23 protein-coding genes are annotated in these 17894 nt (G+C 76.6%); 14 read left to right on the top strand and 9 right to left on the bottom strand.

Features of this window, described 5'->3' with window-relative positions:
* Positions 1 to 55 precede the first annotated feature (55 nt).
* On the top strand, positions 56 to 952 hold the full coding sequence (gene mshB / locus ACFO3M_RS03315; RefSeq protein WP_387986296.1) for an N-acetyl-1-D-myo-inositol-2-amino-2-deoxy-alpha-D-glucopyranoside deacetylase: 897 nt from the start codon (positions 56 to 58) through the stop codon (positions 950 to 952).
* Positions 949 to 1344 (top strand): hypothetical protein, encoded by a 396-nt coding sequence (locus ACFO3M_RS03310; RefSeq protein ID WP_387986293.1) that lies wholly within the window; start codon positions 949 to 951, stop codon positions 1342 to 1344. The genes mshB and ACFO3M_RS03310 overlap by 4 nt, the downstream gene beginning before the upstream one ends.
* Positions 1345 to 1385: 41 nt before the next feature.
* On the opposite strand, the gene ACFO3M_RS03305 is transcribed toward ACFO3M_RS03310, so the two are convergent.
* A complete protein-coding gene (locus ACFO3M_RS03305) occupies positions 1386 to 2135 on the bottom strand; it encodes a GNAT family N-acetyltransferase (RefSeq protein ID WP_387986290.1) in 750 nt (249 codons plus the stop codon).
* Between the two features lie 159 nt (positions 2136 to 2294).
* Between ACFO3M_RS03305 and fdxA the strand changes: the two genes are divergently transcribed.
* The 3 genes from fdxA (at position 2295) to ACFO3M_RS03290 (ending at position 4028) form a co-directional block, all read left to right on the top strand.
* Positions 2295 to 2621 carry a ferredoxin gene (gene fdxA, locus ACFO3M_RS03300; protein ID WP_012947287.1) on the top strand — a complete coding sequence of 109 codons (327 nt, stop codon included), beginning with the start codon at positions 2295 to 2297 and terminating at the stop codon, positions 2619 to 2621.
* Positions 2618 to 3754 (top strand): succinyldiaminopimelate transaminase, encoded by a 1137-nt coding sequence (gene dapC / locus ACFO3M_RS03295; protein WP_387986560.1) that lies wholly within the window; start codon positions 2618 to 2620, stop codon positions 3752 to 3754. Before fdxA ends, dapC begins: the two co-directional genes overlap by 4 nt.
* Positions 3755 to 3863: 109 nt before the next feature.
* The gene (locus tag ACFO3M_RS03290; protein ID WP_387986287.1) at positions 3864 to 4028 is read left to right on the top strand and encodes a hypothetical protein; all 165 of its coding nucleotides are present in this window, start codon (positions 3864 to 3866) and stop codon (positions 4026 to 4028) included.
* 1 nt (position 4029) lies between these two features.
* On the opposite strand, the gene ACFO3M_RS03285 is transcribed toward ACFO3M_RS03290, so the two are convergent.
* The gene (locus ACFO3M_RS03285) at positions 4030 to 4713 is read right to left on the bottom strand and encodes a hypothetical protein (RefSeq protein ID WP_387986284.1); all 684 of its coding nucleotides are present in this window, start codon (positions 4711 to 4713) and stop codon (positions 4030 to 4032) included.
* A gap of 134 nt (positions 4714 to 4847) precedes the next feature.
* On the opposite strand from ACFO3M_RS03285, the gene ACFO3M_RS03280 reads away from it, so the two are divergent.
* Positions 4848 to 5954 carry an alpha/beta fold hydrolase gene (locus ACFO3M_RS03280; protein WP_387986281.1) on the top strand — a complete coding sequence of 369 codons (1107 nt, stop codon included), beginning with the start codon at positions 4848 to 4850 and terminating at the stop codon, positions 5952 to 5954.
* A 55-nt stretch (positions 5955 to 6009) separates the two neighbouring features.
* Here ACFO3M_RS03280 and dapD read toward each other — a convergent pair whose 3' ends face one another.
* Positions 6010 to 6984, bottom strand: a complete 975-nt coding sequence (gene dapD / locus ACFO3M_RS03275) for a 2,3,4,5-tetrahydropyridine-2,6-dicarboxylate N-succinyltransferase (RefSeq protein WP_387986279.1) — start codon at positions 6982 to 6984, stop codon at positions 6010 to 6012.
* A 53-nt stretch (positions 6985 to 7037) separates the two neighbouring features.
* Between dapD and dapE the strand changes: the two genes are divergently transcribed.
* From dapE to ACFO3M_RS03255, 4 genes are read left to right on the top strand one after another with little or no spacing between them, the layout of a single operon-like run.
* Positions 7038 to 8144, top strand: a complete 1107-nt coding sequence (gene dapE / locus ACFO3M_RS03270) for a succinyl-diaminopimelate desuccinylase (RefSeq protein ID WP_387986276.1) — start codon at positions 7038 to 7040, stop codon at positions 8142 to 8144.
* Positions 8141 to 8983, top strand: coding sequence for an LOG family protein (locus ACFO3M_RS03265; protein ID WP_387986273.1), 843 nt, complete (start codon positions 8141 to 8143; stop codon positions 8981 to 8983). The genes dapE and ACFO3M_RS03265 overlap by 4 nt, the downstream gene beginning before the upstream one ends.
* A gap of 7 nt (positions 8984 to 8990) precedes the next feature.
* The gene (locus ACFO3M_RS03260) at positions 8991 to 9386 is read left to right on the top strand and encodes a DivIVA domain-containing protein (protein WP_387986270.1); all 396 of its coding nucleotides are present in this window, start codon (positions 8991 to 8993) and stop codon (positions 9384 to 9386) included.
* A complete protein-coding gene (locus ACFO3M_RS03255) occupies positions 9379 to 9843 on the top strand; it encodes an SRPBCC family protein (RefSeq protein ID WP_387986267.1) in 465 nt (154 codons plus the stop codon). The genes ACFO3M_RS03260 and ACFO3M_RS03255 overlap by 8 nt, the downstream gene beginning before the upstream one ends.
* Here ACFO3M_RS03255 and ACFO3M_RS03250 read toward each other — a convergent pair.
* Both ACFO3M_RS03250 and ACFO3M_RS03245 read right to left on the bottom strand, forming a co-directional pair.
* Positions 9831 to 10556 (bottom strand): cytochrome c oxidase assembly protein, encoded by a 726-nt coding sequence (locus tag ACFO3M_RS03250; protein ID WP_387986265.1) that lies wholly within the window; start codon positions 10554 to 10556, stop codon positions 9831 to 9833. The genes ACFO3M_RS03255 and ACFO3M_RS03250 overlap by 13 nt on opposite strands.
* Positions 10553 to 11020, bottom strand: coding sequence for a DUF2243 domain-containing protein (locus ACFO3M_RS03245; protein ID WP_387986262.1), 468 nt, complete (start codon positions 11018 to 11020; stop codon positions 10553 to 10555). Before ACFO3M_RS03245 ends, ACFO3M_RS03250 begins: the two co-directional genes overlap by 4 nt.
* Positions 11021 to 11125: 105 nt before the next feature.
* Between ACFO3M_RS03245 and ACFO3M_RS03240 the strand changes: the two genes are divergently transcribed.
* Positions 11126 to 11935, top strand: a complete 810-nt coding sequence (locus tag ACFO3M_RS03240) for a MerR family transcriptional regulator (protein ID WP_387986259.1) — start codon at positions 11126 to 11128, stop codon at positions 11933 to 11935.
* Position 11936: 1 nt separating this feature from the next.
* On the opposite strand, the gene ACFO3M_RS03235 is transcribed toward ACFO3M_RS03240, so the two are convergent.
* Both ACFO3M_RS03235 and ACFO3M_RS03230 read right to left on the bottom strand, forming a co-directional pair.
* The gene (locus ACFO3M_RS03235; protein ID WP_387986256.1) at positions 11937 to 12566 is read right to left on the bottom strand and encodes a LysE family translocator; all 630 of its coding nucleotides are present in this window, start codon (positions 12564 to 12566) and stop codon (positions 11937 to 11939) included.
* 59 nt (positions 12567 to 12625) lie between these two features.
* Complete coding sequence (locus ACFO3M_RS03230) at positions 12626 to 13330, bottom strand: TetR/AcrR family transcriptional regulator C-terminal domain-containing protein (RefSeq protein WP_387986253.1); 705 nt, start codon at positions 13328 to 13330, stop codon at positions 12626 to 12628.
* A gap of 36 nt (positions 13331 to 13366) precedes the next feature.
* On the opposite strand from ACFO3M_RS03230, the gene ACFO3M_RS03225 reads away from it, so the two are divergent.
* Entirely contained in the window at positions 13367 to 14392 is a 1026-nt protein-coding gene (locus ACFO3M_RS03225; RefSeq protein WP_387986251.1) for an ATP-binding cassette domain-containing protein, read from the top strand.
* A complete protein-coding gene (locus ACFO3M_RS03220) occupies positions 14389 to 15237 on the top strand; it encodes an ABC transporter permease (RefSeq protein ID WP_387986249.1) in 849 nt (282 codons plus the stop codon). Before ACFO3M_RS03225 ends, ACFO3M_RS03220 begins: the two co-directional genes overlap by 4 nt.
* A gap of 70 nt (positions 15238 to 15307) precedes the next feature.
* Here the strand turns inward: ACFO3M_RS03220 and ACFO3M_RS03215 are convergent, their stop codons facing one another.
* The gene (locus ACFO3M_RS03215) at positions 15308 to 15643 is read right to left on the bottom strand and encodes a hypothetical protein (RefSeq protein ID WP_387986247.1); all 336 of its coding nucleotides are present in this window, start codon (positions 15641 to 15643) and stop codon (positions 15308 to 15310) included.
* Between the two features lie 71 nt (positions 15644 to 15714).
* Between ACFO3M_RS03215 and ACFO3M_RS03210 the strand changes: the two genes are divergently transcribed.
* Positions 15715 to 16611 (top strand): DMT family transporter, encoded by an 897-nt coding sequence (locus tag ACFO3M_RS03210; RefSeq protein WP_387986245.1) that lies wholly within the window; start codon positions 15715 to 15717, stop codon positions 16609 to 16611.
* A gap of 69 nt (positions 16612 to 16680) precedes the next feature.
* Here ACFO3M_RS03210 and ACFO3M_RS03205 read toward each other — a convergent pair whose 3' ends face one another.
* Positions 16681 to 17856, bottom strand: a complete 1176-nt coding sequence (locus ACFO3M_RS03205) for an HNH endonuclease signature motif containing protein (RefSeq protein ID WP_387986243.1) — start codon at positions 17854 to 17856, stop codon at positions 16681 to 16683.
* Positions 17857 to 17894 lie beyond the last annotated feature (38 nt).

Raw genomic sequence — 17894 nt, 5'->3', positions numbered from 1 at the left:
CGGGGTGGTCACCGCGCCGTCGTCGCGTCCGGGCGCGGTGGGAGACTGTGCGCCCGTGACCGCCGCCCGCCGCATCCTCCTGGTCCACGCCCACCCCGACGACGAGACGATCACCAACGGCGCGACGATGGCGCGCTACGTCGCCGAGGGAGCGCAGGTCACGCTGCTCACCTGCACGCTGGGGGAGGAGGGCGAGGTCCTCGTCCCGGAGCTGGCGCAGCTGACCTCCGACCAGGCCGACCAGCTCGGCGGCTACCGGATCGGCGAGCTGGCCGCCGCGATGGCCGCCCTCGGCGTCACCGACAGCCGCTTCCTCGGCGGCGCCGGCCGCTACCGGGACTCCGGGATGGTGGGGACGCCGGCCAACGGGCACCCGCGCGCCTTCTGGAACGCCGACCTCGACGAGGCGGTGGGTGCCGCGGTCGCCGTCGTGCGGGACGTGCGGCCGCAGGTCGTGGTCACCTACGACGAGAACGGCGGCTACGGGCACCCCGACCACATCCAGGCCCACCGGGTCGCGATGGCCGCCGTCGAGCGCGCCGCCGACCCCGCGTGGCGACCCGAGCTGGGCGCGGCGTGGGACGTCGCCAAGGTCTACTGGGCGTGCGTGCCGCGGTCGGTGCTGCGCGAGGGCGCCGAGGCCCTGGCCGCGCTGGGGGAGGCCGCGCCGTTCGAGCAGCTCGGCGAGGTCGACGACGTCCCCTACGCCGTCCCCGACGAGCTGGTGACCGCCGCCGTCGACGGCCGCGCGTACGCCGCCCGCAAGGACGCCGCCATGCGGGCGCACGCCACGCAGATCACCGTCGACGGGCCGTTCTTCGCGCTGTCCAACAACCACGGCCAGGAGGTGCTCGGCGTCGAGCACTACCGGCTGGTGCGCGGCGAGCGCGGCCCCGCGGGGGACGGGCCGCACGGCTGGGAGGACGACCTGTTCGCCGGCCTGGACGCGTGAGCCGGGTCCCCGGGCTGGTCCTCGCCGGGCTCGCGGCGGTGCTGACCGCCGGGTGGCTGGCGCTGGTCGAGGTCTTCTGGCTGCCGCTGCGGGTGGCCGGCGTCCTGCTGCCGCTGTCGGTCCTGACCGCCGTCGCCGGCAACTACCTGCTGGTCACCGGCGCGCACCGGCTCACCGGCTCGCGCGTGGTCGCGCTGCTGCCGGCGGTCACCTGGCTGGTGGTCGCGGTCGCCGCGATGGTGCCGCGGCCCGAGGGCGACCTGGTCGCCGTCGGCACCGGCGGGCTCGGCGCGGTCACCCTCGCGTTCCTCGGCCTCGGGGTGCTCGCCGCGGCGGTCGCCGTGGGCCGGGTGCTGGCGACGCCACGCCGTCCGGCCGGCCCGCCGGCCTGAGGGTCGGCGCGCCGCCCGCTGCTGCGGGGACACCCGGGCGTTCAGTCCGGCGCCCACCGGTAGTGGTAGCGGTGGTGCTCGACGTGGCCGGCCCGGCGGTACAGCGCCCGGGCCGGGGCGTTGGAGGCGGTGACCTGCAGGTACACCCAGCGCGCGCCGTGGTCCGCGCCCCACCGGGTCACCGCCGCCATCACCGCCGTCGCGAGGCCCCGGCGGCGGGCGTCCTCGGCGACGGTGACCGCGCTGACGCCCAGCCAGTCGTCGGTGACCACGCCGCGGGCCACCGCGACCGGCGCCGCGCCCGGCTCCGGCCGCACGGCCGCGAACACGACGACGGGGGCGTTGCCGAGCACGGCGGGCGCGGTGGGCGGCAGCGCGTTCCCGAGGTGCCGGTAGGCGCCCAGCCAGCCGTCGTCGGGGGTGGGGGAGAGCTCGACCGGCACCCCGTCGTCGCTGCCGGGGACCAGCGGGGCGGTGAGCACCAGGACGTCCTCGCCCCGCTCCCACCCCGCGGCGGCGAACGCCGCGTCGGCGGGGCGGGCCTGCGCCCCGGGCAGCGCCGCGCCGGGCCGCAGCCCGCGCCCGCGGTACCAGGCGGCCACCGCGCCGACGGCCTCCGGCAGCGGCCGGCCGGGGTCGCCGGTGACCAGCGCGGTGTTGGCCCGGCCCGTGAACCCGCCCCCGGCGCGCAGCAGCCAGTCGCCGAGCGGCTCCTCCTCGGTGCCCCGCCAGCCGCGCGCGGCCACGCGCTCCAGGTCGGCCACGGCGAGGGGCGATCGGCTCTGTCCCACGCCCCGATCCTGCGGGTGCGCCCCCGGCGTCCCTCCACCGGGGCGGGCGGGGTCCACCCGTCGCGCCCGGCCCCGGGAGCCGGGGCCATACTGGCGGGCGACACGCGGGCCCGGCGGGAGCCGGGGCCGCTGCCCGCACGTCCCCAGGGAGGACCCACCGTGACCTACGTGATCACCCAGGCCTGCGTCGACGTCCTCGACAAGGCGTGCATCGACGAGTGTCCGGTGGACTGCATCTACGAGGGCGACCGGATGCTCTACATCCACCCCGACGAGTGCGTCGACTGCGGCGCCTGCGAGCCGGTCTGCCCCGTCGAGGCCATCTACTACGAGGACGACGTCCCGGACAAGTGGAAGGACTTCTACAACGCCAACGTGGAGTTCTTCTCCGACCTCGGCAGCCCCGGTGGCGCCGCCAAGACCGGGAAGATCGGCAAGGACCACCCGCTGGTGGCGGCCCTCCCGCCGCAGGGCGAGGGGCACTGACGACCACCGCCCCGGGGACGGCGGCCGGCCGGCTGCCCGACTTCCCCTGGGACAGCCTGGAGGCCGCCCGGGCGCGCGCCGCGCAGCACCCGGGCGGCCTCGTCGACCTGTCCATCGGGACGCCGGTCGACGAGACCCCCGAGGTCCTGCGCACGGCGCTCGCCGCGGCAGGCGACTCACCGGGCTACCCGACGGCGCTCGGCACCCGTGAGCTCCGGGCCGCGGCGGCCGGCTGGCTGCGGCGCCGGCTCGGCGTCACCGTGGCCGACCCGTTCGGCGCGGACCCGTCGGTGATCCCGACCGTGGGCTCCAAGGAGCTCGTCGCCCTGCTGCCCACGCTGCTGGGCCTGCACGAGGGCACGGTGCTGATCCCCGAGGTGGCCTACCCGACCTACGAGGTGGGTGCGGTCCTGTCCGGGCTCGCCGTGCGCCGCACCGACACCCCGCCCGACGACCCCGCGGGCGTCGTCCTGGTCTGGCTGAACTCCCCGGGCAACCCGCACGGCCGCGTCCTGTCCGACGACGAGCTGCGCACCTGGGTGGCCTGGGGCCGGGCGCACGGCGTGCCGGTCGTCGCCGACGAGTGCTACGCGACGCTCGGCTGGGACGTGCAGCCGCGCTCGCTGCTGCACCCCGCCGTCGCGGGGGAGGACCACACCGGCCTGCTGGCGGTCCACTCGCTGTCCAAGCAGTCGACGGCGGCCGGCTACCGCGCCGGGCTGCTGTCGGGCGACCCGGCGCTGGTCCGGCAGGTGTGGGAGGTGCGCCGCCACCTCGGGCTGCTCGTGCCCGGGCCCGTCCAGGCCGCCATGGCCGCTGCGCTGGCCGACGACGCACACGTCGACGCGCAGCGCGAGCGCTACGGCGCCCGCCGGGAGCGGCTGGCCGCGGCGGTGCGCGCGACCGGCGCGCGGATCGACCACTCCGAGGCGGGCCTGTACCTGTGGGTCACCCGTGACGAGGACTGCTGGGCGACCGTCGACTGGCTGGCCGGGCTCGGCATCGTCCCCGCGCCCGGCTCGTTCTACGGCCCGGCCGGCGCGCGGCACGTGCGCATGGCGCTGACCGCCACCGACGAGCGGATCGACGCCGCGGTGCAGCGCCTCACCGCCGGGGACCGCGGCCGCCACTAGCGGCCCGCAAGCAGGCGTCAGTCCTCCGCCAGAGCCCCGCAAGGGCGCACCGACACGGTGGTCCACGTCAGCCGGGCAGCCCGCCCGGCCCCGTCGCGGAGGCCCTGCCGTGTTCCTCGTGCTGTTCCTGCTGTTCCCCGTCGCCGTCCTCGTCGCGCTGGTCGCGCTCGAGGCGCACCTGCACCGCAACCGCAGCCTGGCCGGCTCGGCCGGGGTGCCCGTGGCCCTCGACCGCCCCGAGCTCCACGGCAGGAGCCGCGCCCGGCTGAGCTGACCTACCCGCAGTTGCGCTCGCGCTCGTCGGAGCCCAGCGCCGTGGTGAGCGCCTGCGCGAAGCCGTCCCAGCGCTGGTAGGCCTCGGGGAAACCGGAGCGCTGCACCCACTGCGCGGCGTCGGTCAGGCGCATCGTCTCCCAGCCGGGCACCCGGACCAGCCGGTCGTAGAACTGGCCGGCCGCGTACACCGGGTCCTGCACCTGCGCCGGGGTGCCCCAGCCCTGCGAGGGCCGCTGCTGGAACAGGCCGAGGGAGTCGCGGTCGCCGTGGTCGAGGTTGCGCAGCGTCGACTCCTGCATCGCCGTGGCCAGCGCGATGACCACGGCCCGCTCGGGCAGCCCGCGCTGCCGGGCGACGGCCGCGATCGTCTGGGCGTTGCTCCACTGCTCGGCGGACAGCGTCACCGACGTCGAGGGGACGGTGCAGATACCGGTCGCCGCCGGAGTGGGCGGCTCGGACCGGTCGGCCTTCCACGCCAGGGCGAACACCACGACGATCCCGATCAGGTAGGCGGGCCACCACGTGCGCAGGGCGGCCGGGCCCCCGCGCCGCGGGGTCCGGCCGGCGGGACGCCGGGCGGGGGTGCGCTTCGGGGCGGGCCGGCCGCCGGAGGGGCGCTTCGCGGGCGGGCGCCGGGTACCCGTCGCCGGCCGGCGGGGCGGAGCCGTCCGTGCGCTGGTCATCGCCCCCGACTGTAGGTGCGCTCCCCGGCGGGACCCCGGACGTCGCGGTGCGGACGGGTGTCGTGGGACGGGCGTGATCGCTACCGTGACGGCCGCCTCCGCCGTCCTCCCGCCCGCGATCCCCTGGAGCCCGCATGCCCGACGTCCTGCTGCCCGGCATCACCGCCACCCGCGTGCCCACCGCGCGGCTCACCCAGAACGTGCTGCACCCCGAGGGCACCGACCCGGCCGGCCCCGGCGAGGCGGTGCTCCTCGTGCACGGCAACGTGAGCTCCGCGCTGTTCTGGCAGCAGACGCTGCTGGCGGTGCACGGGACCGGGCGGCACCGGGTGCTCGCCGTCGACCTGCGCGGCTACGGCGACACCGACCCGCTGCCGGTCGACGCGCGCCGCGGGGTCGGCGACTGGGCCGACGACCTCGGCGCGCTGCTGGACGCGCTGGGCCTGGACCGGGTGCACCTGGTCGGCTGGAGCATGGGCGGGGGCGTCGTCCTGCAGCACCTGCTCGACGCGCCGGGCCGGGTGGCCTCGGTGACGCTGGTCGCGCCGGTGTCGCCCCACGGTTTCGGCGGCACCACCGGACCGGACGGCCGGCGGCTGGCCGACGACGGCGCCGGCTCCGGCGGGGGACTGGCCAACCCGGAGTTCGTGGCGGCGCTGGCCGCGGGCGACACCTCCGACGCGTCGCCGTCCTCACCGCGGTCGGTGCTGCGCGCCTTCTACGTGGCGCCGGGCTCGCTGCCGCTGGACCCGGAGCTCGAGGACGTCTTCGTCGGCGCGATGCTGTCCACCCGCACCGGCGAGGACCACTACCCGGGCGACGCGGTGCCGAGCGACACCTGGCCGGGGACCGCGCCGGGGACGCGCGGGGTGCTCAACACCATGGCGCCCACGGTGTTCGACGTCTCCGGCGTCGCCGACCTGGCCGACAAGCCGCCGGTGCTGTGGATCCGCGGCGACGCCGACGCGATCGTCTCCGACACCTCGGTCTTCGACCTGGCGTACCTCGGGCAGCTCGGCGCCGTGCCGGGCTGGCCGGGCGCCGAGGTCTGCCCGCCGCAGCCGACGGTCACCCAGACCCGCGCCGTGCTCGACCGCTACGCCGCGTCCGGCGGTGCCTACCGCGAGGTGGTCCTGCCCGGGGTGGGGCACTCGCCGCACGTCGAGCGGCCGCAGGAGTTCGTCGTCGCGCTGCTCGAGCACCTCGACGCCCCCGCCGAGGAGCCCGCCGGCCTCACCTGAGGTGCATCTCCGCGGGAGTGCACGGGGCACTCCCGCGGAGATGCCCACGGAGTCCCTAGTCGTTGGCGTGCAGGGCGGCGTTGAGGGCGCCCCACTGGCCCGAGCGCGGCAGCGCCTCCAGGGCACCGGAGACGCTGTTGCGGCGGAACAGCAGCCCGTCGCGGCCGGACAGCTCGCGGCCCTTGACCACCGACCCGTCGGGCAGGGTGATCCGCGAGCCCGCGGTGATGTAGCAGCCGGCCTCGACGACGCAGTCGTCGCCGAGGGAGATGCCGATGCCGGAGTTGGCGCCGAGCAGGCAGCCGGTGCCGATCGAGACGACCTCCTTGCCGCCGCCGGACAGCGTCCCCATGATCGACGCGCTGCCGCCGATGTCGCTGTCGGCGCCGACGACGACGCCCGCGCTGATCCGGCCCTCGACCATCGAGGGGCCGAGCGTGCCGGCGTTGTAGTTGACGAAGCCCTCGTGCATGACCGTCGTCCCCTCGGCCAGGTGCGCACCGAGCCGCACCCGGTCGGCGTCGGCGACCCGCACGCCCGACGGGACCACGTAGTCGACCATCCGCGGGAACTTGTCCACCGACAGCACGGTCACGTGCCCGTGCGCCGCGCGCAGGGTCGCGCGGCGGGCGGGGGTGAGGTCGGTGGCGAGCACCGGGCCGGCGCTGGTCCAGGCCACGTTGGCCAGCAGGCCGAAGACGCCGTCGAGGTTGATGCCGTGCGGGCGCACCAGCCGGTGCGAGAGCAGGTGCAGCCGCAGGTAGACGTCGTGGGCGTCGGCCGGCGGGGCGTCGAGGTCGGCGATGACCGTCCGGACGCCGACCACGCGCACGCCGCGGGCGTCGTCGGTGCGCACCAGGCCGGAGAACTCGTGCCCGAGCTCGCCCTCCAGCTCCAGGGTGCCGAGCTGGTGGGTCCCGGCCGGCCCGTCGCCGCCGAGGGCGGGTGAGGGGTACCAGGTGTCCAGGACGGTGCCGGAGGCGGTGATGGTCGCGATGCCGGCCGCGGCGGCGGAGCGGGGAGCGGTCACGGTCCCGACGCTACCCAGCGACGCCGTGCCGCCCGCCCGTAGGCTCGGGCACCGTGACCGGCGCGCTCGACCTGGACCTGTCCGCCGACGTCCTCACCCTCACCCGGGCGCTGGTCGACACCCCGTCGGTCTCCGGCGACGAGCGGGTGCTCGCCGACGCCGTCGAGGCCGCGCTGCGGGCGCTCGGCGGGCTGGAGGTCGAGCGGGTCGGTGACACCGTGCTGGCCCGCACCACGCTCGGCCGCGACACCCGGATCGTGCTGGCCGGGCACCTGGACACCGTGCCGATCGCGGACAACGTCCCCAGCCGGCTCGAGGACGGGCGCGTCTACGGCTGCGGCACCAGCGACATGAAGTCCGGTGACGCCGTCATGCTGCGGCTGGCCGGCCGCTTCGGCGTCCCGGGGGCGGGACTCGCGCACGACGTCACGTTCGTCTTCTACGACAACGAGGAGGTCGAGTCCGCGAAGAGCGGCCTCGGCCGGGTGGCCCGCGAGCGGCGCGGCTGGCTCTACGGCGACCTCGCCGTCCTCCTGGAGCCCACCGACGGCGAGATCGAGGCCGGCTGCCAGGGCACGCTGCGGGCGGTGCTGGAGGTGACCGGCCGCCGGGCGCACTCGGCGCGCAGCTGGCTCGGGGTGAACGCGATCCACGGCGCCGCGGGGATCCTCGGCACGCTGGCGGCCTACGAGGCGCGGCAGGTCGAGATCGACGGCTGCACCTACCGCGAGGGGCTCAACGCCGTCCGCGTCGAGGGCGGGGTCGCGGGGAACGTCGTCCCGGACCAGTGCCGGGTGACGGTCAACCTCCGCTACGCCCCCGACCGGGACGAGGACGCCGCGGAGGCCCACGTCCGCGAGGTGTTCGCCGACGCGCTGGCCGCCGGCGCCACGCTGACCGTCGTCGACAACGCCGGCGGCGCGCTGCCCGGGCTGACCGAGCCCGCCGCCGCGGCCTTCGTCGCCGCCGTCGGCCGGCCGGCGCGGGCCAAGCTCGGCTGGACCGACGTCGCCCGGTTCGCCGCCCTCGGCATCCCGGCGGTCAACTACGGCCCCGGGGACCCCCAGCTCGCGCACACCCGCGAGGAGTCCGTGCTCGTGGACCGGCTGCAGCCGGCCGAGGACGCCCTGACCGCCTACCTGTCCGGAGGCAGCGCATGACGACCACCCCGCCGCCCGACGGGGCGCGGAGGCCGCGCCCGACCCGTCACCGGGGCCCGATCATGCTGCGCGGCGGCGAGCCGGACCCGCAGGCGGTCGGGACGACGACCGACCAGCGGCTGCTCGACCGCCGCGGGCCGACCGACTGGGTGCACACCGACCCGTGGCGCGTGCTGCGCATCCAGAGCGAGTTCGTCGAGGGTTTCGGCCTGCTCGCCGAGCTGCCGCGGGCGGTCAGCGTGTTCGGCAGCGCCCGCACCAAGCCCGACCACCCGCACTACGCGGCCGGCGTGGAGATCGGCGCGGCGCTGGCGCGGGCCGGCTACGCGGTCATCACCGGCGGCGGGCCGGGCGCGATGGAGGCGGCCAACCGCGGCGCCTCGGAGGCCGGCGGGCTGTCGGTGGGCCTGGGCATCGAGCTGCCGTTCGAGCAGGAGCTCAACGAGTGGGTCGACCTCGGCATCAGCTTCCGCTACTTCTTCGTCCGCAAGACGATGTTCGTGAAGTACGCGCAGGCCTTCGTCATCCTCCCCGGCGGCTTCGGCACCCTCGACGAGCTGTTCGAGGCGCTGACGCTGGTGCAGACCCGCAAGGTCACCCGCTTCCCGGTGGTGCTGTTCGGCAGCGCGTACTGGTCGGGCCTGGTCGACTGGATCCGCGGCACGCTGGTCGAGGCGGGCACGATCAACGCCGGCGACCTGGACCTGTTCACCGTCACCGACGACGTCGACGAGGTGCTCGCGCTGGTCCGCGAGGCGGAGACCGCCCGGCAGAACGGGGACGGCGGCGGGGGCATGCGGGCGCCGCTGGCCCCGCCGGTCGAGCCGGTCGAGGGCTGAGGCGGCCGTGCTGTCCCTGCTGGTCGGGACCGCCGCGGTCGCCGTCGTGGGGGCGCTGCTGTTCCTCGGCGGGTCGCTGCTGCTCGGCCGCGGCGAGACCCAGCCGCCGGCCGATCTGGACCGCTCGCCGGTCGAGCTGCCCGACGACCGGCCGGTGACCGGCGAGGACGTGCGCGGCCTGCAGGTGTCGGTGGCCGTCCGCGGCTACCGGATGAGCGAGGTGGACTGGTTGCTCGAGCAGCTGGCCCTGGCGCTGGACGAGCGGGACGAGGCGATCGCGGCGCTGCGCGCGGTGCCGCCGCCGCGGGCCGCCGACGCCGACACCGACCCCGACCTGCCCCTGCCGGACGGCGACGGGGCGGGTGGGGCACCGACCGGGGACGGGGCGCGCCGCGATGCCTGAGCTGGTCCTGCCGGTGCACGTGGCGGCGCACCCGGAGCAGGTGTGGGCGGCGCTCACCGACTGGCGCGGCCAGGGGCGGTGGATGCCGGCGACCGACGTCGAGGTGGTCACCGCCGCGGAGGAGGGGGTCGGCGTGCGGCTGGCCGCGCGGACGGGCGTCCCGCTGCCGTGGCGGCGCGGCCGGCACCTCGGCGTGCTGGACACGATGGTGGTCACCGAGTGGGACCCGCCGCGGCGGGTGGTCGTCCAGCACACCGGCCGGATCGTGCGCGGGCCGGGCGTCTTCGAGCTGACGCCCGCCGGGGGCGGCACCGACCTGGTCCTGACCGAACGGTGGTACCCGCCGTTCGGGCTGCTCGGCCGGGCCGGCTGGCCGCTGGCGCGCCCGTTCGTCGTCGTGGGCTTCCGGGTCGCGCTGCGCCGGTTCGCCCGCTTCGCCCGCACCTATCCCGGCTGAGCGGCCGCCCGGACCGCGTCGCGGCTGACGTACCAGCGCCGCCACAGCAGCGCCGCCGTCAGCACGGTGACCACCGTGCCGCCGTCGTACATGAGCCGCGCGCCCTCCTCGGCGCCGACGGTGCCCGCGGGCGGGGAGGCGTAGAGGGCCTTGGCCAGGACGTCGTGCGCGGCCGCCCCGCCGGCCAGCGCCAGCGCGCGCACGGCGACCGGCCGGCGGTGCGGCGCCGGGTCGACGGCGAGCACCGCGGCGGTGGCGAGGTACCCGCTGACCAGCACGTGCAGCCAGACGAGCGCGGCCGGGACCGGCCGGTGCGCGACGGCGGTGTGCAGCCCCGTGCCGTAGAGCAGCCACAGCGCGGCGGCGTTGAGCGGGACGGCGACCAGCGGGTCGGCCAGCCACCGGGCGGGGGCGGTGCGCAGCAGCCGGGCCAGCCGGCGCGCGGCCGGCGGCGGCAGGGCGCGCAGCGCGAGGGTGACCGGGGCGGCGAGCACGAGCAGCAGCGGGGCGACCATGCCCACCAGCAGGTGCGCGGCCATGTGCGCGTGCAGGTCCGTGTGGGCGGTGCCCGGGCCGGCGACCGCCCCCGCCGCGGCGGCCAGCCCGGCGAGCCACGCGGTGGTGCGGGCCAGCGGCCACGGACGGCGGCAGCGCCAGGTGGCGGCGACGTAGGCGGCGGCCGCGGCGAGCAGCAGCGCGAGGACGGCGGTCACGGGCGCGGGACCGGGCGTCCCCGCGCGCGCAGGAGCAGCAGGACCCCGGCGGCCAGCAGCGCCACGCCGGGCAGCACCCACGCGACGTCGTAGCCGGTGAGGTCGACGCCGTAGCGGACCTGGTGCAGCCGCAGCAGCTTGTGGTGCACCAGGCCGTCCCACACCTGGAAGGCGCCGGCGCCGGTGAGCACCGCGCCCCACCACAGGACGGCGGTGAACGGGCCGCGGCGGCGGGCGTCGGCCAGCAGCGCCAGCCCCGCGACCGCGGCGGAGAACGTGCCGGCGTGCAGCAGCCCGTCGGAGACCAGGCCGGCCGCGCCGCTGGCCCGGTCGTAGAAGTGGTGCCAGTGCAGCAGCTGGTGGAAGACGATCTCGTCCACCGCGCCCGCGGTGCCGGCGCCGAGCAGCAGGCCGGAGACCAGCAGCCGGCGCCGGGGCGCGGGCCGGGGGAGTGCGTCGGGCACGGGGCCCTCCCGTCGTCGCGTGTCCCCGGGCGCTGCCCGGCCGGTGCCGCCGGGAAACGGGCCCGGCTGGACCGTGCCCCTGGGGCATGCCGCACGCTCGTCGGCGTGAGCGGAGACCTGCTGCGGGCCGGCGAGTTCCTGCGGCGCACCCGGCTGTCGGCCAAGGCGCTGCGGCTGTACGCCGAGCAGGGGCTGCTCGTGCCCGACGCGGTGGACCCGTGGAGCGGCTACCGCGGCTACGCGGCCGGGCAGGTCGAGCGGGCCCGGCTGATCGCCGCGCTGCGCCGCGCGGGCATGCCCCTGGCCCGCGTGCGCGACGTCGTCGACCTCGGCCCGCGGGAGCGGTGCGCCGCCGTCGCCCGCTGGTGGGCCGGCGTCGAGGACGACGTCCGGCGCCGCCGCGCGCTGGTCGACGCGCTGACCGCGGAACCGGCGGAGGAGGACGACGTGTACGAGGTGTCCCTGCGCGCGGTGCCCGAGCGGACCGTGCTGACCGCCGAGCGGCGGCTGACCGTGGACGAGCTGGACGGGTTCGTCACCGGCGCGTCCGGCGAGATCGCCGCCCACCTGGAGCGCTCCGGCGCCGCCCCCGCCGGCCCCCTGCGGGTCGTCTACCACGGCATGGTCACCGAGGACGGCGACGGGCCGGTCGAGGTCGTGCGGCCGTTCACCGGCTGGGTGGGGCCGGCGGGGGAGCTGCGGATCCGGCTGCAGCAGGCCGGGCGCGAGGCGGTCACCTGCCTGTCCCGCCGGCGAGCGGAGTTCCCCGGGATCCTGGGGGCCTACGACGCGGTCGGCGCCTGGGTGGACGCCCGCGGGCTCGAGCGCGCGGGCAGCCCGGCGGAGGTCTACCCGAGCCCGCGGGACGCCGACCCGGACGCCCCGCACGTCGAGGTGGCCTGGCCGGTGGCCTGAGTCAGGCGCGCGAGACCGCCAGCCGCGCGCCGAACGCGAGCAGCGCGCAGCCGGTGAACGCGTCGAGGGCCCGGCGGACCGGGCGGCGCGCCAGCACCCGCCGCGCCCGGGACAGCCCCGCCACGAGCAGGAGCAGCCAGGCCAGCCCGACCGCCGCGTGGGTGAGCGCGTAGGCCAGCAGCACCGGCACGGCGGTGCCCGGCGCGAGGAACTGCGGCAGGACGGCGAGGTAGAAGGCGAGCACCTTCGGGTTGGTCACGTTGCTGAGGAAGCCCTGGCGCAGGCCGGTGAGCGCGGCCCGCCCGGCGTCGGGCCCGCCGTCGCCGAGGTCGGGGTAGCGGCCGCGCACCGCCGAGCGGAACGCCTGCAGCGCGAGGAACGTCAGGTAGGCGACCCCCGCCCAGCGGATCGCCTGGAACAGCGGCTCCACGCGGACGACCAGCGCGGCCAGGCCGGTCGCGGCCGCCGCGCCCTGCAGGACGTTGGAGACGGTGATGCCGACCGCGCTCCACGAGCCGCGCACCCGGCCGCCGCCGAGGGTGTTGCGCATGACGACGGCGACGTCCGGCCCCGGCACGAGGACCAGCACGACGGCGAGGACGACGAAGGTCCCGTATCCCGACCACTCCACGCGGCCGACGGTACGCACCGGGCCACCGCGTGCCGGTGCGTACTGAGGGGGCGCCGGGGTCAGTCCCGTGCGGTGACCGGCGCCCCCGGGCCCAGGCGCTCCACCTCCGGAGCCGGGCAGTCGAGGGCCGCCTCGCGCCGGGCGCGGTCGCGGCGCTCCAGGCGGGCGCGCAGCCCGTCGAGGAACAGCGCCAGACCCTCCTCGAACCGCTCCTCGTCGCCGCCGGCCGTGGGGACCGCGGCCGCGAGGGTGGGGAAGCGGTCCGGGTCGCCGAGCGGTCCGCCGTCCGGCTCGCCCGTCGGCCGGTCCAGCGCCGTCTGCGTCTCCAGCGCGTCCCCGAGGACGAACGAGCCCAGCGCGGTGACCACGCGCACCGCCTCGCCCGGCTCCAGCCCCGCCTCCACGAGGACGCGCAGCGTGCGCTCGATGCCGGGCAGCGCCACCTCGGTGGGCCGGTTGCCGGCCACCACCTGGACGCTGTCGCGGTGGGCGAGCAGCAGTGCCCGGCGCACCCGGCTCGCCTCCGCCAGCCACTCCCAGACCGGCTCGCCCGGGCGCGGCGCCCGCGTGCTCTCCGGCACCTCCGCCAGGACGGAGTCGGCCACCAGGTCCAGGAGGTGCCGCTTGTCCCTGACGTGCCAGTAGAGCGTCGGCGCGCTCACACCCAGCCGCGCGGCGACCCCGCGGAGGGTCAGCCCCGCCAGGCCCTCCTCGTCGAGCACCTCGACGGCGGCGCGGACGACGTCGTCCCTCGAGATCGGCACCTTGACACTCTAACGGTGTTCGAGGACGCTGCCAGAGTGACTCTAACGGCGTTAGGGACCCCCTCGGGGGAGGCCGCTGCCGACCGTCCGCCCGCGGTCGAGGTCACCGGTCTGGTCAAGACGTTCGACGAGGTCGAGGCCGTGCGCGGCATCGACCTGTCGGTGCGCGGGGGAGAGCTGTTCGGCTTCCTCGGCCCGAACGGTGCGGGCAAGTCCACGACCATCAAGATCCTGTGCACGCTGCTGCGGCCCACCGCCGGCACCGCGCGCGTGGCCGGCTTCGACGTCGTCCGCGACCGCACCGAGGTGCGCCGGCACATCGGCCTGGTGTTCCAGGAGACGACCCTCGACGACCACCTGACCGCCGAGCAGAACCTCCGCTTCCACGCCGACATCTACGGGATGCCCAGGGCCGAGGTCAGGCCGCGGATCGACGTCGTCCTCGAGATGGTCGGCCTGACCGACCGCCGCGCCTCGCTCGTGCGCACCTTCTCCGGCGGCATGAAGCGCCGGCTGGAGATCGCCCGTGGGCTGCTGCACTCCCCGCGCGTGCTGTTCCTCGACGAGCCGACCATCGGGCTGGACCCGGAGTCGCGGGCGTCGTTGTGGCGCTACGTCGACCGGCTGCGCGCCGAGGAGGACATCACCGTCTTCCTCACCACGCACTACATGGACGAGGCCGAGCGCTGCGACCGCATCGCGATCGTCGACGCCGGCCGGATCGGCGCGCTGGACACGCCCTCGGCGCTCAAGGCCAGCGTGGGGCACGACCGGGTGCGGGTCGTGACCACGGACGACGATGCCGCCGAGGCGCTCGTGCGCGAGCGGCTGGGCGTTGAGACGGAGCGGGAGGGCGGCGCGCTGGTCGTCCTCACCCCCGACGGCGAGCAGTTCGTGCCGCGGCTGTTCGAGCTCGGCCTCACGGTGCGCTCGGTGAGCGTGTCCCGGCCGACGCTGGACGACGTGTTCCTGGCCTACACCGGCGCGCGCATGGCCGACCGCCAGGCCGCGGCCGGCCGCAGCCCGATGGTGGCGGCGATGTCCCGGGGAGGCCGGCGATGACGGCGACCACCGCCCCCGTCCGGCTCGCCGGCCGCGGGCTGCGGCACGAGCTGCGCGCGGTGAAGGTCGTCTGGCACCGCGACATCCTGCGGTTCCGCACCGACCGCGGCCGGATCCTGTCGTCGTTCGCCCAGCCGCTGCTGTTCCTGTTCGTGCTGGGCGAGGGCCTGGGCGCCACGATCCCGGTCGACGCCTTCGGCGACGCCGACTACTCGACGTTCCTGTTCCCCGGCGTGCTGGCCACCTCGGTCATGTTCACCGCCGTCTTCTCGGCGATCTCCATCGTCTGGGACCGCGAGCTCGGCTTCCTGCGGGAGATGCTCGTCGCGCCGGTCAGCCGGACCAGCATCGTGCTGGGCAAGGCGCTGGGCGGGGCGACCGTGGCGACGCTGCAGTCGGTCGTGCTGCTGGCGCTCGCCAGGCTGGTCGGCGTCCCGTACGCGCCGCTGATGATCGTGGGCACGGTCGCGCTGCTGTTCCTCGTCGCGTTCTCGATCACCGCGCTCGGCCTGGTCATCGCCGTCCGCGTCGACCAGATCCAGACCGTGATGCCCAGGGTGCAGCTGCTGCTCGCGCCGCTGATGTTCCTGTCCGGCGCCTTCTTCCCGGTCAGCGGCGCGCTGCCGGGGTGGCTGCACGTGCTGGCGCTGGCCAACCCGATCACCTACGGCGTCGACGCCGTGCGGCGGCTGGTCCTCCGGTACGTCGACCCCGCCGCGGCCGACGCCGTCGCGCTGCACTGGGGCGACTGGCCGGTGCCGGTCTGGCTCGACGTCGTCGTCGTGGCCGGGGTGGGCGCCGCGCTGCTCGCCGTCGCCGCCTGGCTGTTCAGCCGCCCCGAGTAGGGGAAGGACCGCCCTTCCCCCACGCCTCGCGAGCTCGGCGCGGGCCCTGGAGGGTGGCCGTTCCAGCGCCTCACCTGCGCCGGCGGGCGGCCACGAAGGCCATGGCCTCCTCGGCGAGGGCGAGGTCGGACTCGGGTGTGCCGTGGTCGAGGGCGACCCACTCGCGCATCGGGGTGCCGTTGGCCGCGGCGAAGGGCAGCCCGGTGCCGGCGGTGACCAGGCCCTCCACGCGGTGACGCGGCAGCTTCAGCACCAGCGCGCCGCCGACGACCATCGCGAAGATCGACCCGTCGACGGTGAGCGCGGCCGAACCGAAGCCCCGCCCCCCGCCCGCGCCGGGTGGACCGACGCCGGGCCGGGTGGCGAGGGCCTCCACCAGGAGGTCGAAGCGCCGGCCGGGGTCCACGACGAGGAGTCCAACGCCGGTCAGCGGGGATGCGCAACGGGAACGCGCACCGGATCGGTGAGGATGTCGCGGTGAGTCGTCGCGGATGGGCGCTGTTCCTGGCCATGTCGGTCATCTGGGGAGTGCCCTACCTGCTGATCAAGGTGGCGGTCGAGGAGACGTCGCCGGTGGTCGTCGTCTTCGCCCGGTGCGTGATCGGGGCGGCGCTGCTGCTGCCGTGGACGCTCGCCCGCGGGCAGGTGCGGCCGGCGCTGCGGCACTGGCGGGCGCTGCTGGTGTTCACGGTCCTGGAGATGACCGGGCCCTGGCTGCTGCTGTCCTACGCCGAGGTGTCGCTGTCGAGCTCGCTGACCGGGCTGCTGGTGGCGTCGGTGCCGTTCGTCGCCGCGCTGGCCGCGCGGCTGCTGGGCGGTGAGGAGCGGTTGACGCCGGTGCGGCTCGCGGGCATGGGGCTGGGCGTCGTCGGCATCGCCGCGCTGCTCGGGCTCGACGTGGAGGGCATCGCGCTGCTGCCGGTGCTCGCCGTGGTGCTGGTGGTCGTCGGCTACGGCACCGCGCCGCTGGTGGCCAGCCGGTCGCTGGCCGACGTCCCGGGTGTGGCGGTCAGCGCGCTCGCGCTGACGATCACCGCCCTGGTGTACGCGCCGTTCGCGCTGCCGCGGGTCGGGGAGGTGGCCGACGCGTCGGTGCCCGCGCTGGCGTCGCTGGTCGCGCTCGGGGTGGTGTGCACGGCGGTGGCGCTGGTGCTGTTCTTCGCGCTCATCCGCGAGGTCGGGCCGCAGCGGGCGCTGGTGATCACGTTCGTGAACCCGGCGGTCGCCGTGGTCGCCGGCGTCCTGCTGCTCGGGGAGCCGTTCACCCTCGGCCTCGCCGTCGGGCTGCCCCTGGTGCTCGTCGGCTGCGTGCTCGCCACCCAGCGCAACGCCCCGGCTCCGGCTCCCGCCGCGGTGGACGCCGCGGTCCCCTGAGGCCCGCGGTCACGGCCGGACGGTCCGTGCTCCGACGCCGCGCACGCTCGCCCCTGGTCCGGGAGGCGGTCAGGCGGCGGGAGCGAGCAGGGGTGCCGGGGTGGTGATCTCGGTGCCGTCGGGTCGGTGGGTGCGCCAGGTGCCGCTCGGTTGTCGCTCGACGCGGAACCCGTGGTGGACCTTGGTGTGGTGGCGCTCGCACAGCAGCGCTGCGTTGTCGAGGCTGGTGTCGCCGCCGTCGATCCAGTGGACCAGGTGGTGGACGTCGCACCACCACGTCGGTGCGCCGCAGCCGGCGAACACGCACCCCCCGTCGCGCAGTTCCGCTGCGCGACGGATGTGGCGGCTCATCAGCCGCCGCTCCCGGCCGAGGTCCAGTGGTGCGCCGTCGGGGCCGAACACCACGCGGGACACCGCGCCGTCGCAGGCCAGCCAGCGGGCCCTCGCGGCGGAGATGGTGGCGCCGAAGCCCATCCGCCCGGCGTTCGGCCGCCCGGCCGGATCGACCAGGTCGTCGAGGTCGATGACGACGGCGATCTGCGGCTTGTGCCCGCGCAGCGTGGGCAGCGAGCCGGCGGCGAGGGCGTTGTCGGCGAGCTGCACCAGCGCGTCCCCGAGGCGCTGGGCGCGGGTGCGCTCGTCGCCGGCGGGCCGGTCGGCCTGCACGTGCGCCTCGAGTGCGGCCTGCAGCTTCTCGCCGCCGACCGCGTCCAGGTGGCCGCGGATGGTGAGGGAGCCGTCGGCGTGCCGGGTCAGCGTCAGCGACCGCCCCTCGGTCGGGTCGGGCTTCCGCCCGTCCGGGTCGAGGGCGTTGCAGTAGTGCTGCACCACCTGAGCCAGGTCGGCGTGCGGCTGCTCGACCGCCACGCCGGTGAAGACCGCGTCGATGACGGCCAGGTCCACCCCGGCGGCCGCGGCGGCGGTGAGGCGTTCGGGTGTCACCGCCCGCGCGGCGACGGCGACCTGCTCGGCGGTGACCAGTCCGGCGTCGTGGGCCTCGGCCAGCGCAGGCAGGTGCTCCAGCGCCCGGCCGGTGCGCACCAGCCGGGAGGCGTCGGCGGTCGACAGCCGGCAGTGCCCGCGCAGCCACGAGGCCATCGACCTCAACCCGTCCCGCTCCGGCGCCCGGGACAGCTCCGCGGCACGGACCGCACGGGCCAGGCGGGCGTCGATCCGGTTGCGCTCGGCGACCAGCGCGGCGACGTCGTCGAGGACGTCACCGCTTCCCGGCTCACCCGAACACATGATCGAAGTCTAGTGGGTCCGACGACCGCCTGCACCCT

It is taken from the genome of Geodermatophilus arenarius (genome assembly GCF_042654585.1).
Classification (GTDB): Bacteria; Actinomycetota; Actinomycetes; order Mycobacteriales; family Geodermatophilaceae; genus Geodermatophilus; species Geodermatophilus arenarius.
The sequence above is the reverse complement of the archived record's forward strand: the minus strand, read 5'-3'. Positions and strand labels throughout refer to the sequence as shown.